A 14,263-nucleotide genomic window follows, 5' to 3' on the forward strand; every position below is an offset into this window, starting at 1 on the left:
TGGTCAGCCGACGTGGACGTGCGGCCGGCGCTCCGGGTCCGGCTCGGCCTGGCGCAGCACCTCCCTGGTCAGCGGCGGTACATCGCCGCCGCCGAAGACCAGGTACCGCAGCATCGCCACGACGGGGTTGCCCTCGGTCCAGTGGAAGTAGATGTGCGGCACTCCCCCGGTCCGATCGCGCAGGTAGAGCAGCAGCGCCGCCAGCGAGTTGGGCACGGCCGAGCTCTCGATGGTCAGGATCTTGTGCCCGAACCGCTCCTCGCCCTTGACGTGCAGCTCGGTCTCGAACTCCGAGGCGTCCGGCACCGACACCTCCACGAACAGCACCGGCTCCGAGCTACGCAGCCGATGGGTGACCCACGTCTCGCGCAGCTTGTCGTTGTACTCGGCCTGGTCCCGCGCGTTCGGCTCGTTGGCGATCACGTGGATCTCACCGCACGCCTCGTTCACGAACCGCTCCGCCAGCGGGTCCAGGTGCACCTCGGTGACCCGCAGCTCGGTCGAGCGGGTCGCCCGGGAGATCAACGAGGTGACGACGATCGCCGCGATGAAGAACGAGGCGATCTTGACGCCGTCCGGCCGCTCGATGACGTTGTCCACCAGCGTGTACGCCAGCACGGCCGAGATCAGCGCGAACCCGGCCGTCGCCACCTGCTCGCGCTTCTTCCACGCCGACAGCGTCACCGCCACCGCCGCTGACAACATGAGCACGAGCACCCCGGTGGCGTACGCGCCGCCCTGGGCGTCCACGTCGGCGTCGAAGATGATCGTGATGGCGAACCCGATCGCGGAGAACACCAGCACCAGCGGCCGCACCGCGCCCGTCCACTCCGGCGCCATGCCATAGCGCGGAAGGTAGCGCGGCACCAGGTTGATCAGCCCGGCCATCGCCGAGGCCCCGGCGAACCACAGGATCGCGATCGTGGAGATGTCATAGGCGGTGCCGAACCAGTCGCCCAGATATTCGTGCGCCAGGTAGGCCAGGGCCCGGCCGTTCGCCTTGCCGCCCTCCTCGAACTCCTGGTGCGGGATGAGCACGGTGGTGACGAAGCTGGAGAAGACCAGGAACACGCTCATGATCAACGCCGCGGTGGTCAGCAACCTGCGGGTGCCCTTCACCCGTTGCTCCATGTCGCCCTTGACCACCGGCATCACCGCGACGCCGGTCTCGAACCCGGACATGCCCAGCGCCAGCTTCGGCATCACCAGCAGCGACAACCCGATCATGACCAGCGGGCTGGAGAAGTCCAGGCTCAGCGCGCGCTGCCAGTCCACCACGACCTGCGGCGCCTCCAGCACGTGCACGATGGCCGTCGAGACCACGACCGCGTTCAGGACCAGATAGACGAAGACGAGCACCACGGCGATGCCGATGGCCTCGGTGAAGCCCATCAGGAACACGCCACCGAGCAGGGCGAGCAGCACCAGCGTGACGATGACCCGCTGTCCGGCCAGGAAGTCCGGCACGAACGGGTTCTCCAGGATGTGCGCGGTCGCGTCCGCCGCCGACAGCGTCATCGTGATCACGAAGTCGGTCGCCGCGAAGCCGAGCAGGGCCAGCACGAACAGCTTGCCCCACCACTGCGGCGCCAGCTTCTCCAGCATCGCGATCGAGCCCTGCCCGTACGGGCTCTCCGCCGCGACCCTGCGGTAGACCGGCAGCGCCCCCAGCAGCGTCAGCGCCACCAGGAACAACGTGGCCAGCGGCGAGAGCAGCCCGGCCGCCAGCGCCGCGATGCCCGGCTGGTAGCCCAGCGTGGAGAAGTAGTCCACACCGGTCAGGCACATCACCCGCCACCACGAGTGCTTCGCGTGAGGACCGTGTTCGATCTGCTTGCGGTCGGTCTGCAGCCCCTCCAACAGCCAGGAACGCACAGTCCCTTCCGTAGCGGCCGGCCGTTTCGCCAGCACCATAACGGTCACTCCTCGTCAAAGCCCCGTAAAGACGCATTGGACACTACATGGGGCGGAAGAGCGATTGAGAAGGGGAGGGCGTCAAGAAAACGTATAAATCAGCGAGCCTGCCGGCTGGTTCATCAGGCATCTTTCGACGTGCCCAACCGTTGCCGGCGGGGTCGCGCGGCCGTACGTCGATCAGCCCTTGTGCGCGTAGTCGCGCCACTGCCCGTCGAAGTGCCTGACCGCTCTCCTGGCCGTCCACCAGTGCGCCACCGAGCGGGCCTGCCACAACATCAGCCACACCGCCCCGCCCGCCGCGGTGCCGGCCACCAGGACGCCGAAGGCGACCTCCACCGGCCCGAACGGGCGCGACACCGGGCGGCCCCGCGGGTCGAGCCAGATCCGGGCCTGTACGCCGCCAACACGGTCGAGCGGCATCCGCACCTGGCCGGTCTGCCGCATGCCGGCCGCGTCCTTCCAGGTCACCTGGGCGACGATGGCCTTCTCCTCGACCACCTCCGCGATGACCTGGCGATGGGTGGCCTCGTAGGCGCGGATCGCGTCGGTGAGCCAGGCGCCGGCCAGCACTCCGGCGGCGCATCCGGCCACGAGCACGACCATGGCGATCAACCGGCTGGGCATCGAGACCGCTCCTCCGTAGGGTGCCTTCTCATGGTCACCGGGGAAGAGCCACCTAACGCCCATCTCTACGAAAACCGGACGCCGGTTTGACGCCTGTCTACGGGAAAAATACGGACGGTCTTACTCTTTGGTGAAGTGCAGGTCCTGCCGGTCGAGGTCACGTTGAACGCGGCGGCGGGTGTGTTCGCTGACCTCCCCTGCCGCGAACATCCGGCTGAGCTCCGTGCTCTGCACCGCGAGCACCTCCCTGCGCACCTGGCTGTAGTCACCGGGCATCGGCTCGGACTCCTGGTCCCGCTCGAACTGCAGGGACCGGCGCACATGGTGGAGCACCGCGGGAGAGACCACTTCCAGGTCCTCCAGCTCGTCCACGTACTCGCCCGCCTTGTCCGTCAGTCGGCGCCGCGCTTCGAGGTACTCCGAGCGGGAGTGGCCGGGGGCGACCGCCAGCCCTGACAGTCTGACCAGCGGCGCCAGGGTGAAGCCCTGCACGATGAGGGAGACGACGATCACACCGGTGGCCAGCACCATCAGCAGGCTGCGGTGCGGCAGGGGCTGGCCGGCGGCTGTGGTGAGCGGGATCGACAGGGCTGCGGCAAGCGGCACGACACCACGCGCGCCGGCCCAGGAGATCACGGTGGGGACCTGCCAGGTCGGCCGGAGCCGCCGCTCGCGGCGCCACTGCTGCAACGCCGCCAGCGGGAAGACCCAAGCCACCCGGACGAGCACCAGCACGACCACGATCGCCACGACGGCCACCACCCACGGCTGCTCGGCGCCGGTGAGCTGGCGGACCTGGCTGGGCAGCTGCAGTCCGATGAGGCTGAAGACCACGCTCTCCAGCACGAAGATCACCGTGCCGTACACCGCGGTCAGCTGGAGCCGGATCCCGGAGCTGGTGAGCTCGTGAGCCTTGACACCGAGGACCACCGACGCCACCACCACCGCGGTCACGCCCGAGCCGTGCACCGCCTCGGCCAGGACATAGGCCAGGTACGGGGTCACGAGCGCGATCACGCTCTCCAGCGTGGGATCTTCCGTGCGCCGCCGGACGAAGGCTACCCCGGCGGCCACCACCGCGCCGACCACCACACCGCCTCCGGCCAGGCGCACGAAGTCCACCACGACGCCGCTCCAGCCGGCGACACCCCCGGCCACCGCCGCCGCGACCGCGATCCTGAACAAGATCAGGCTGGTGGCGTCGTTGAACAGGCTCTCCGCCTGCACCAGCGTCTGCAACCGGGGCGGCAGCGCCAGCCTGCGGCCCAGCGCCGTGACGGCCACCGGGTCGGTGCTCGACAACACCGCCCCGAGCACGAACCCCAGGGCCAGGGGCAACGGCGTGAGCCACGACGTCAGGAAGCCGACCGCGGCCGCGGAGGCGACCACCAGACCCACCGCGAGCAGCGACACCGGCCGCCACAGGCGCTTGAGGTCCGGCCAGGACAACTCCTCGCCGGCCGCGTACAGCAACGGCGGCAGCACCACCAGGCTGACGATCTCGGGAGTGACGCGGATCTGCTCCGAGAAGGGCAGCAGCCCGACGCCGAGTCCGGCCACGACCAGCAACGACGGGGCGGGAACGCTGATCCGATCGGCGAAGGTGGCCACCACGGTCGCCAACGCAACCAGAAAAAGAACTACCTGAACGCTCTGCACCACGTCTCCTCGGCCACCCGCTGCGTATGCCGACCAGACTTCCCGGCGCTCCAAAGCACAAAGTACCGGAAAGACGGCGCGAGTGGTCAGGCCGTCAAGGAGCGTTACGGGCGCCGCGCGACTCCGCACACGTAGGTGATCCGATCGATCTCGAAGCGATCGAGACGCTCAACGGCGAACCCGGCGCCGGCGATGGACCGGACGGTGTCGCGGGCGGGGTGGCAGCCGTTCGCGGTCGGTGACCAGATAGGGCTGATCAGGCGCTCGGCCAGGGCCGCCAGGGGCCTGGTGGAGCGTACGTGCTCGTGGAAGCGGAGCTCACCGCCGGGCGCGAGCACCCGCATGATCTCGCCGAGCGTCTCGTCCGGACTCGGCACCTGGCACAGGACGAGGGAACTGACCAACACGTCGACGGACCCCGCGGGAACCGGGAGCCGCTCGTAGGAGCCCTCGAGGAACCTGACGGGTACGTGGCACCCCCGGCTGCCTTCCCCGGCCGTCTCACGCGAGGCGGGGTCCGGCTCGACGACGGTGATCTCGACGACCTCGGGCGGGTAGAGGAGGAACTTCACTCCGTCTCCCGCGCCGAGCTCCAGCGCGGCACCGGACACTCCGTTCAGGAGCCGCTCTCGCACGGGGGTGGGGCGTCCTCCCCAGAACACGGGGCGTGGATGATGGAACTGCTCGATCCCGGCATGTCTCACATCGGGCGGCCGATTTCGCACCATGGGTCTCCTCCAAGGGCCTCTTCAACGCACTATTCCTCCCCTGAGCGCGAACGTCGCCGCTCTTGACAGGTCCTGGACGGTTCGAGGACGAACGACTACGAGACTCTGACGCGCCAGGAGACGGCGCTCGGAGCGGCGCGTAGGGATGCCGTTAAAAATCAGGCTCGCGCCGTATAGAAGCCGTCAAGAACGCCAAAATCGCCCAAATCTCAGGGTTTGCTTGCCTTGGAGCCGCCCCGGATGGGTGCGGCCGAAACAACCTGTCCAGATTGAGGAGTGGGGATGGCTGACGTCATCTTCGTCGCCCTGACGATCGCGGTCTTCGTGATCCTGGGGCTGGTCGTCAAGGCGGTGGAGCGGCTGTGAGTGCCGTCAACGCCACCGGTCTCGTCGTGGTCGTCGGCCTGGTGATCTTCGTGGTCGTGGCCCTGCTGTTCCCGGAGCGGTTCTGATGTCACCGACCCTGGCGGGGATCCTGTTCATCGCCTCCCTACTGCTCGCCCTGGCCATCTGCTACAAGCCGCTGGGCGACTACATGTACCGCGTCTACACCGGCACCAGGCACAACGTCGTCGAGCGGGTCATCTACCGGCTGCTCGGCGTCCAGCCCGACAGTGAGCAGCGCTGGGGCGCCTACGCGCGCGGCGTGCTGGCGTTCTCGGTGCTGTCCATCCTGTTCCTGTACGGCCTGCAGCGCCTGCAGAACCACCTGTTCCTGTCTCTCGGCATGGAGCCGGTCGAACCGGCACTGGCCTGGAACACCGCGGTCAGCTTCGTCACCAACACCAACTGGCAGGCCTACTCCGGCGAGTCGGCCATGGGCCACGTGGTGCAGACCGCGGGCCTGGCCGTGCAGAACTTCGTCTCCGCGTCGGTCGGCATGGCGGTGGCCATCGCCCTGGTACGCGGCTTCGCGCGCAGCAAGACCGACACGCTCGGCAACTTCTGGGTGGACCTGGTCCGCGGCACCATCCGCATCCTGCTGCCGATCGCCTTCGTGGCCGCGCTGGTGCTGGTGGCCGGCGGCGCGATCCAGACGTTCGCCGACCACAGCACGTGGGCGACGCTGACCGGCGGGGAGCAGACCTTCACCCCGGCCGCCGCGGCCTCCCAGGAGGCCATCAAGGATCTGGGCACGAACGGCGGCGGCATCTTCAACGTCAACTCGGCGCACCCGTTCGAGAACCCCACGTCGTGGACGAACTGGCTGACCATCTTCCTGCTGCTGGTCATCGCCACCTGCCTGCCGCGCACGTTCGGCCGCATGGTGGGCGACAACCGGCAGGGCTACGCCATCGTGAGCGTGATGGCGATCATCGCGATCATCAGCATCGGCGTCACCCAGTGGGCCGAGCTGTCGGCGAGCGGCACCGTGCCACAGGCCATCGGAACGGCCATGGAGGGCCGGGACGTGCGCTTCGGCACCTCGAACTCGGGCATGTTCGCCACCGCGACGACCCTCACGAGCACCGGTTCGGTGAACTCCTTCCACGACTCCTACACCGCCATCGGCGGCGGCATGCTGATCTTCAACATGCTGCTCGGCGAGGTGGCCCCCGGCGGCGTCGGCGCAGGTCTGTACGGCATCCTGATCCTGGCCGTGATCACGGTGTTCGTGGCGGGCCTCATGGTCGGCCGCACCCCCGAATACCTGGGCAAGAAGATCGGCGCCCGCGAGATCAAGCTCGCCTCGCTGTACTTCCTGGTCACCCCGACGCTGGTGCTGCTCGGCACGGCCGTGGCGATGGCCACCGAGGTCGGCCGCTCGGCCATGCTGAACACCGGCCCGCACGGCCTTTCGGAGATCCTGTACGCCTACACGAGCGCGTCCAACAACAACGGCTCGGCCTTCGCCGGGGTGAGCGTGAACACGCCGTTCCACAACACCACGCTCGGCCTGTGCATGGCCTTCGGCCGCTTCCTGCCGATCGTGCTCGCGTTGGCGCTGGCCGGCTCGCTGGCCCAGCAGGCACCCGTCCCCGCGAGCGCCGGCACTCTCCCCACCTACCGGCCGCAGTTCGTCGGCATGGTCGTCGGCGTGACGATCATCCTGGTCGCTCTGACCTTCCTCCCGGCGCTCGCGCTCGGCCCCCTCGCAGAAGGACTCCTGTAAGACATGTCAACGCACGTGCTCGAATCACCGGGCCAGGCGCCGGCACCCAAGAAGAACGGCCGGGTGGGCGGCGGCCTGCTCGACCCCAAGCAGATGATCAAGTCGCTGCCGGACGCGCTCAAGAAGCTCAACCCCGCACACATGTGGCGCAACCCGGTGATGTTCATCGTCGAGATCGGCGCCCTGTTCACCACCGTATTGGCGATTGTCGACCCGTCGTGGTTCGCCTGGGCCATCGTCGTGTGGCTGTGGCTGACCGTCGTCTTCGCCAACCTGGCCGAAGCCGTCGCCGAAGGCCGCGGCAAGGCCCAGGCCGCCACGTTGCGGGCGGCCAAGCGCGACACCACCGCCCGCCGCCTCAAGAACCGCGACGACCACAGCCAGTGGGACGTCGTCGGCGCCCCTGAGCTGAAGCAGGGTGACTACGTGATCGTCGAGGCCGGGGAGACCATCCCCGGGGACGGCGACGTGACCGAGGGCATCGCCTCGGTGGACGAGTCCGCCATCACCGGCGAGTCCGCGCCCGTCATCCGCGAATCGGGCGGCGACCGCTCCGCGGTCACCGGTGGCACGAAGGTGCTGTCCGACCAGATCATCGTGCAGATCACGCAGAAGCCCGGCGAGAGCTTCGTGGACCGCATGATCGCCCTGGTCGAGGGCGCGAACCGGCAGAAGACGCCGAACGAGATCGCCCTCAACATCCTGCTCGCCGCGCTGACGATCATCTTCCTGGTCGCCACCGCGACCATGCAGCCGCTGGCCATCTACTCCAAGTCCATCAACCCGGGCGTGGGCGACTCGCTGGCGCTCACCGGCGACGGTGTCACCGGGATCGTGCTGGTGTCGCTGATCGTCTGCCTGATCCCGACCACGATCGGCGCCCTCCTGTCGGCGATCGGCATCGCGGGCATGGACCGCCTGGTCCAGCGCAACGTCCTGGCCATGTCCGGGCGCGCGGTGGAAGCGGCCGGGGACGTGTCCACGCTGCTGCTGGACAAGACCGGCACCATCACCCTGGGCAACCGGCAGGCGTCCGAGTTCGTCCCGGTGGACGGTGTGAGCGAGGCGGATCTGGCCGAGGCGGCGCAGCTGTCCAGCCTGGCGGACGAGACGCCGGAGGGCCGCTCGATCGTGGTCTTCGCCAAGCAGCGTCACGGGCTGCGCGAACGCCAGCCGGGCGAACTGGCGCACGCCGAGTGGGTGCCCTTCACCGCCCAGACCCGCATGTCCGGGGTGAACCTGGACGGCCGCGAGGTCCGCAAGGGCGCCGCCACCGCCGTCATGAAGTGGGTACGCGACCACGGCGGCCACCCCACCGAGCAGGTGGGCCACCTGGTGGACGGCATCTCCGCCTCCGGCGGTACCCCGCTGGTCGTCGCCGAGAAGAGCCGCGTGCTGGGTGTCATCCACCTCAAGGACGTGGTCAAGGAGGGCATGCGGGAGCGCTTCGACGAGATGCGCCGCATGGGCATCCGCACCGTCATGATCACCGGCGACAACCCGCTGACCGCCAAGGCCATCGCGGACGAGGCCGGCGTGGACGACTTCCTGGCCGAGGCCACCCCTGAGGACAAGCTCGCCCTCATCCGCAAGGAGCAGCAGGGCGGCCGGCTGGTCGCGATGACCGGCGACGGCACCAACGACGCCCCCGCCCTGGCCCAGTCCGACGTCGGCGTCGCGATGAACACCGGCACGTCGGCCGCCAAGGAGGCCGGCAACATGGTCGACCTCGACTCCAACCCGACGAAGCTCATCGAGATCGTCGAGATCGGCAAGCAACTCCTCATCACGAGAGGCGCGCTGACGACGTTCTCCATCGCCAACGACATCGCGAAGTACTTCGCGATCATCCCGGCCATGTTCGCCGCGGTCTACCCGGGCCTGGACGCCCTGAACATCATGCGCCTGGCCAGCCCCCAGTCAGCCATCCTGTCGGCGGTCATCTTCAACGCGCTGGTGATCATCGCGCTGATCCCGCTGGCCCTGCGGGGCGTGCGCTACCGGCCCTCCAGCGCCTCCAAGCTGCTCTCCCGCAACCTCTACGTCTACGGCCTGGGCGGGATCATCGTCCCGTTCATCGGCATCAAAATCATCGACCTGCTGATTCAGTTCCTTCCGGGGATGTCATAAATGGACCGCATGCCCAGCTGGGTCCGCCAGCACGTCGCCGCGCTCCGCGCGCTGCTCGTGCTCACGGTGGTCACCGGCATCATCTACCCGCTCCTGACCACGGGCGTGGCCCAGGCGCTGTTCAACAACAAGGCCAACGGCTCGCTGATCGAAAAGGACGGCAAGACCGTGGGCAGCGCGATCATCGGCCAGTCCTTCGGCGACGCCGACGGCAATCCGGTCAAGAAGTACTTCCAGTCCCGCCCGTCGGCGGCCGGCGACGGTTACGACCTGACCTCCACGGCGGCCAGCAACCTCGGCCCCGAGGACGTTCTGGACACGCTGCCGGTGCCCGGCGCCAAGGACGAGGAGGGCAACCCGGACGAGGGCAAGCAGTCGCTGCTCACCCAGGTGTGCGCCCGCTCCAAGGCGGTCGGCGAGCTGGAGGGCGTCAGCGGCGCCCGCCCCTTCTGCACCGCCGACGGGGTCGGCGCGGTGCTGAAGGTCTTCCCCGACCGGGCGGTCAGCGCCAACCAGGCCTGCCCCGCCGCCCCCTTCGTCGCCACCTACCAGGGGCTGAAGGTGGAGTGCGCCAAGCCGGGCGAGGACTACGCGACCGGCCGCACCGTACCCGTCAGGGGGAACGCCGGCACGCCCGCCGTCCCGGCGGACGCGGTGACTGCCAGCGCTTCGGGCCTGGATCCGCACATCTCCGTGGCCTACGCCGACCTCCAGGCACCCCGCGTGGCCAAGGAGCGCGGTCTGGCCCTGGACAAGGTCAAGACGCTGATCGGGGAGCACACCACCGGCCGGGCGCTCGGCTTCATGGGCGAGCCCGCCGTCAACGTGCTCGAACTGAACCTCGCACTCGACGGGAAGTGACATGCGAGGGCGGCTGAGGGTCTACCTGGGCGCCGCGCCCGGGGTCGGCAAGACCTACGCGATGCTCGGCGAGGGCTGCCGCGCCCTCGAACGCGGCCGGGACGTGGTCGTGGGCTTCGTCGAGACCCACGGCCGCCCCCGCACGGCCGCCCTGCTGGAGGGCGTGGAGGTGATCCCCCGCAAGACGCTGGTCTACCGGGGGGCCACCTTCACCGAGCTGGACGTGGAGGCGGTCATCGAGCGTGCGCCCAAGGTGGCGCTGATCGACGAGCTGGCCCACACCAACGTGCCCGGCTCCAGGAACGTCAAGCGCTGGCAGGACATCGACGACATCCTCGACGCCGGCATCGACGTCATCTCCACGGTCAACATCCAGCACCTGGAGTCTGTCAACGACGTCGTGCAGCAGATCACCGGCATCCCCCAGCGCGAAACCGTCCCCGACGAGGTGGTCCGGCGGGCGAACCAGATCGAGCTGGTCGACATGTCGCCCGAGGCGCTACGCCGCCGCATGGCGCACGGCAACGTCTACACGCCCGAAAAGGTAGACGCGGCCCTGTCGAACTACTTCCGCGTCGGCAACCTCACCGCGCTCCGCGAGCTCGCCCTGCTCTGGGTCGCGGGAAAAGTCGATGAGCAGCTCGACCGCTACCGCTCCGACCACGGCATCGCCACCACCTGGGAGACCCGCGAACGCGTCGTCGTCGCCCTGACCGGCGGCCCGGAAGGCGACACCCTGGTACGCCGGGCCGCCCGCATCGCCGCCCGCACCAAGGGCGCCGACCTGCTGGCCGTCCACGTCACCAGCGCCGACGGGCTCACCGGCGGCGACCCGGCCAACCTGGCCCGCCAGCGCTCGCTCGCGGAGAGCATGGGCGGCACCTACCACCAGGTCGTCGGCGACGACATCCCACGGGCCCTGCTCGACTTCGCCCGCGGGGTCAACGCCACCCAGCTCGTCCTCGGCGCGTCCCGGCGCGGCCGCTTCGCGCAGATCTTCTCGCGAGGCGTCGGGGTGGAGACCACGGCCCTGTCCGGCCCCATCGACGTCCACCTCGTCACCCACGAGGAGGCCAAGAAGGGCCGTCGACGGCCGGACGGCTCCCCGGCGGCCTTGAACAGGAAGCGCAGGCTGGGCGGATGGGGGGTGGCGGTCGCGGGCATGCCGCTGCTGACCGCCGCCCTCCTGCCCTTTCGCGACGTGCTCTCCCTGCCCAGCGAGATCCTGCTGTTCCTGTGCCTGGTCGTCGGCGTCGCGCTGATCGGCGGCATGTGGCCGGCGATCGTCGCCGCGGTGGGGGGGTCGCTGCTGCTCAACTGGTTCTTCACGCCGCCCATCGGCCAGCTCACCATCTCCGACCCGGAAAACCTCCTCGCGCTGGTGGTGTTCGTGCTGGTCGCCGCCGCCGTCAGCACCATCGTCGACCTGGCCGCCCGCCGTACCCGAGAGGCGGCCCGCGCCCGCGCCGACGCCGAAGCGCTGTCCACCCTGGCCGGGCACGTCCTGCGCGGCGAGGCAGCGCTGCCCTCGCTGCTGGGACGCCTGCGCGAGACCTTCGCCCTGGACTCGGTAACCCTGCTCGAACGCCTCGGCGAACCCACTCCGGACGACCAGTCCGAACCCGCCGCCTGGCGCATCATCGCCACCTCAGGCGCCGCCCCGTGCACGGCCCCCGCGGTCGCCGACACCGACGTGGCCATCAACGACACGCTGGTGCTGGCCGCACGCGGCCGGTTGCTGGATGCCAGCGACCGGCGGGTGCTGGAGGCGTTCGCCGCCGAAGCCGCCGTCGCGCTGCGGCAGGAGCGCCTGCAGGAGGAGGCCGAGCAGGCCAGGCCGCTGGCCGAGGCCGACAAGATGCGCACGGCCCTGCTGGCCGCCGTCAGCCACGACCTGCGCACCCCGCTGGCGGGTGCCAAGGCCGCTGTGGAGAGCCTGCGCAGCAAGGAGATCGACTGGTCACCGGAGGATCGCGACGAACTGCTCGACACCGCCCATGAATCTCTGGCCCGGCTGGACCGGCTGGTGGAGAACCTGCTCGACATGAGTCGCCTGCAGGCCGGAGTGCTCGGTCTGGCACTCCAGCCCATCGCCCTCGAGGAGATCGTCCCCCGGGCGATCGACGACCTCGGACCGCTGCGCGACCGCATCGACGGGGACATCTCCATCGAACTGCCGGAGATCGTCGCAGACCCCGCGCTGCTGGAACGCGTGCTGGTCAACCTCATGTCGAACGCGGTCCGCTTCAGCCCCGACGATCACAAGGCGCTCGTCACCGCCAGCTGGCACGAAGACCAGGTCGAGATCCGCGTCATCGACCGCGGCCCCGGCATACCACCCGAGGCCCACGAACGCGTCTTCCAGCCGTTCCAGCGGCTCGGCGACCGCGACAACGGCACCGGCGTGGGCTTGGGACTCGCACTCTCCCGAGGGTTGACCGAGGCCATGGGCGGCACGCTCGACCCCGAAGAGACCCCCGGCGGAGGTCTCACGATGATCATCAGGATGCCCATCTCATCCCAGGCGGTGACACCATGACCAAGATCCTCGTCGTCGACGACGAACCGCAGATCCTGCGCGCGCTGCGCATCAACCTGGCCGCCCGTCACTACGAGGTCGCGGTCGCCTCCGACGGCGCCTCCGCGCTGCGCGAAGCCGCCGAATGGCACCCCGACCTCGTCGTCCTCGACCTCGGCCTGCCCGACATCGACGGCGTCGACGTCATCCACGGCCTGCGCGGCTGGACCCAGATGCCCATCGTCGTCCTGTCCGGCCGAGCCGGCAATCAGGACAAGATCGACGCTCTGGACGCCGGTGCCGACGACTACGTGACGAAACCGTTCAGCATCGAGGAGTTCCTGGCCCGTATCCGCGCCGTCTCCCGCCGCGCCGCCTTCCAAGAGGCCGAGCTCGCCCGTATCCAGCTCGGCGACCACACGGTGGACCTGGTCGGCAAGACCGTCTCCGGCGGTGTGCGGCTCACCCCCACGGAATGGCACATCCTGGAGATCCTGCTGCGCAACCCGGGCAAGCTCATCCCCCAGCGCTACCTGCTGACCGAGGTGTGGGGCAGCAAGCACGTCAAGGAGACCCACTACCTGCGGCAGTACATGGCCCAGCTCCGCAAGAAGTTCGAGCGCGACCCCGCCCACCCGGCGTACCTGATCACCGAGCCAGGAATGGGCTACCGCTTCACCCCGTGACTTCCACGGCGAGGGCGCCTTCGCGATGTGTTCGCGTCAAGGCATGTCAACAACCCTTTTCCCGCCCACGGCCGTGAGAGACATTCGAGATATGAACGGACGGACACTCGATCTGGTCATTCTCGGCACGTGGGCGGTCGTCTTCGTGATCGTGTCCCTCGTCGTCCCGGGGATCGCGAATCTCATCGTGGCCTGGACGGGCGGCGTCGCCCTCCTCTGGTACGACGATCTGGTACGCCACAATCCGGCGGACGGGTCACTACGTCCTCGCCGGCCCCGCTGACACGTTCCCGGCGCCAGGCCTCAACTCGGCCTGGCGACCCCCAGAACGTGGCTGAAGTGCCGGAACGCGAACCGCTCCAGGCTCTCGATGACGAACCCCGCCCGCTGGATGGCGGCCACGGTGTCGCGGGCGGGGCGGCAGCCTCCGGCGGCCCGCGACCAGATCGGGGTCGCCAGGCTCTCGGCCAGCGCCGCCGCCGGGTTGCCGGAGCGCTGGTGCTCGTAGAAACGCAGCTCGCCGCCGGGCGCCAGGGCCCGCCGTGCCTCCAGCAGGGTCTCCTCGACGCGCGTGGCGCAGCACAGCACCAGCGAGCACACGACGGCCTCGCAGCAGCTGCCCTCCACCGGCAGGTGGCGCAGGTCCCCATCGAGGATCCGGACCGGGGTCGCAAGGCGCGCGGCGACGTTCCTCGCCGCCGCCCGCAGGAACGGATCGGGCTCCACCAGGACGATCTCATCCACGCTGTCCGGGTAGCAGCTGAGCTTCACCCCGTCCCCCGCGCCGATCTCCAGCACCCGCCCGCTCAGTCCGGCCAGCAGCCGCCGTCGCTCCGGGGTCGGCTGCGAGCCGGCGCGGACCGGCCGCGGATGGTGGAACTGCTCCATGCCCCCGTGGAAACACTGCGCGGTATCTGGGGGTTCGACGGGATCGCCGGTACGCACTGCCATGTGTCCTCCTGAAGACCACACTCCCAACTATCGGGCCGTACAGCTCCAGGTAGGAGACATTTCTACGCGATCCTGA

Annotated in this window: 12 protein-coding genes; 7 read left to right on the forward strand and 5 right to left on the reverse strand. The window is 69.3% G+C overall.

The genetic code is table 11. From position 1 onward, the window contains the following. Window positions 1–3: 3 nt before the first annotated feature. The 4 genes from ACIBQ1_RS38490 to ACIBQ1_RS38505 form a co-directional block, all read right to left on the reverse strand. A complete protein-coding gene (locus tag ACIBQ1_RS38490) occupies window positions 4–1,875 on the reverse strand; it encodes an amino acid transporter (RefSeq protein ID WP_397284687.1) in 1,872 nt (623 codons plus the stop codon). A 219-nt stretch (window positions 1,876–2,094) separates the two neighbouring features. Beyond that, complete coding sequence (locus tag ACIBQ1_RS38495) at window positions 2,095–2,541, reverse strand: hypothetical protein (RefSeq protein WP_397284689.1); 447 nt, start codon at window positions 2,539–2,541, stop codon at window positions 2,095–2,097. 120 nt (window positions 2,542–2,661) lie between these two features. Continuing rightward, window positions 2,662–4,329 (reverse strand): Na+/H+ antiporter, encoded by a 1,668-nt coding sequence (locus ACIBQ1_RS38500; RefSeq protein WP_397284691.1) that lies wholly within the window; start codon window positions 4,327–4,329, stop codon window positions 2,662–2,664. After that, on the reverse strand, window positions 4,305–4,835 hold the full coding sequence (locus ACIBQ1_RS38505) for a class I SAM-dependent methyltransferase (protein ID WP_397284693.1): 531 nt from the start codon (window positions 4,833–4,835) through the stop codon (window positions 4,305–4,307). Before ACIBQ1_RS38505 ends, ACIBQ1_RS38500 begins: the two co-directional genes overlap by 25 nt. Before the next feature lie 455 nt (window positions 4,836–5,290). On the opposite strand from ACIBQ1_RS38505, the gene kdpF reads away from it, so the two are divergent. The 7 genes from kdpF to ACIBQ1_RS38540 all read left to right on the forward strand — a co-directional run bounded on the left by kdpF (window position 5,291) and on the right by ACIBQ1_RS38540 (window position 13,519). After that, the gene (gene kdpF, locus ACIBQ1_RS38510) at window positions 5,291–5,380 is read left to right on the forward strand and encodes a K(+)-transporting ATPase subunit F (protein ID WP_397284695.1); all 90 of its coding nucleotides are present in this window, start codon (window positions 5,291–5,293) and stop codon (window positions 5,378–5,380) included. Beyond that, complete coding sequence (gene kdpA, locus ACIBQ1_RS38515) at window positions 5,380–7,041, forward strand: potassium-transporting ATPase subunit KdpA (RefSeq protein WP_397284697.1); 1,662 nt, start codon at window positions 5,380–5,382, stop codon at window positions 7,039–7,041. The genes kdpF and kdpA overlap by 1 nt, the downstream gene beginning before the upstream one ends. 3 nt (window positions 7,042–7,044) lie before the next feature. Beyond that, entirely contained in the window at window positions 7,045–9,171 is a 2,127-nt protein-coding gene (gene kdpB / locus ACIBQ1_RS38520; RefSeq protein WP_397284699.1) for a potassium-transporting ATPase subunit KdpB, read from the forward strand. Next, entirely contained in the window at window positions 9,172–10,032 is an 861-nt protein-coding gene (locus tag ACIBQ1_RS38525) for a potassium-transporting ATPase subunit C (protein ID WP_397284701.1), read from the forward strand. A 1-nt stretch (window position 10,033) separates the two neighbouring features. Next, the gene (locus ACIBQ1_RS38530; RefSeq protein ID WP_397284703.1) at window positions 10,034–12,571 is read left to right on the forward strand and encodes a DUF4118 domain-containing protein; all 2,538 of its coding nucleotides are present in this window, start codon (window positions 10,034–10,036) and stop codon (window positions 12,569–12,571) included. Next, entirely contained in the window at window positions 12,568–13,236 is a 669-nt protein-coding gene (locus ACIBQ1_RS38535; protein ID WP_397284705.1) for a response regulator, read from the forward strand. The genes ACIBQ1_RS38530 and ACIBQ1_RS38535 overlap by 4 nt, the downstream gene beginning before the upstream one ends. A 91-nt stretch (window positions 13,237–13,327) precedes the next feature. After that, window positions 13,328–13,519, forward strand: coding sequence for a hypothetical protein (locus ACIBQ1_RS38540; protein ID WP_397284707.1), 192 nt, complete (start codon window positions 13,328–13,330; stop codon window positions 13,517–13,519). A 20-nt stretch (window positions 13,520–13,539) separates the two neighbouring features. Here the strand turns inward: ACIBQ1_RS38540 and ACIBQ1_RS38545 are convergent, their stop codons facing one another. Continuing rightward, window positions 13,540–14,187 (reverse strand): class I SAM-dependent methyltransferase, encoded by a 648-nt coding sequence (locus ACIBQ1_RS38545; RefSeq protein WP_397284709.1) that lies wholly within the window; start codon window positions 14,185–14,187, stop codon window positions 13,540–13,542. Between the last annotated feature and the right edge of the window lie 76 nt (window positions 14,188–14,263).

Source organism: Nonomuraea sp. NPDC050153, from assembly GCF_044460125.1.
In the GTDB taxonomy this organism is placed as follows: Bacteria; Actinomycetota; Actinomycetes; order Streptosporangiales; family Streptosporangiaceae; genus Nonomuraea.

Excerpts from the sequence above, each read along its gene's own strand:
- kdpA (WP_397284697.1), top strand. The coding sequence starts at position 5,380 with ATGTCACCGACCCTGGCGGGGATCCTGTTCATCGCCTCCCTACTGCTC.
- ACIBQ1_RS38495 (WP_397284689.1), bottom strand. The coding sequence starts at position 2,541 with ATGCCCAGCCGGTTGATCGCCATGGTCGTGCTCGTGGCCGGATGCGCC.
- ACIBQ1_RS38525 (WP_397284701.1), top strand. The coding sequence starts at position 9,172 with ATGGACCGCATGCCCAGCTGGGTCCGCCAGCACGTCGCCGCGCTCCGC.
- kdpB (WP_397284699.1), top strand. The coding sequence starts at position 7,045 with ATGTCAACGCACGTGCTCGAATCACCGGGCCAGGCGCCGGCACCCAAG.
- ACIBQ1_RS38540 (WP_397284707.1), top strand. The coding sequence starts at position 13,328 with ATGAACGGACGGACACTCGATCTGGTCATTCTCGGCACGTGGGCGGTC.
- ACIBQ1_RS38535 (WP_397284705.1), top strand. The coding sequence starts at position 12,568 with ATGACCAAGATCCTCGTCGTCGACGACGAACCGCAGATCCTGCGCGCG.
- ACIBQ1_RS38530 (WP_397284703.1), top strand. The coding sequence starts at position 10,034 with ATGCGAGGGCGGCTGAGGGTCTACCTGGGCGCCGCGCCCGGGGTCGGC.
- ACIBQ1_RS38545 (WP_397284709.1), bottom strand. The coding sequence starts at position 14,187 with ATGGCAGTGCGTACCGGCGATCCCGTCGAACCCCCAGATACCGCGCAG.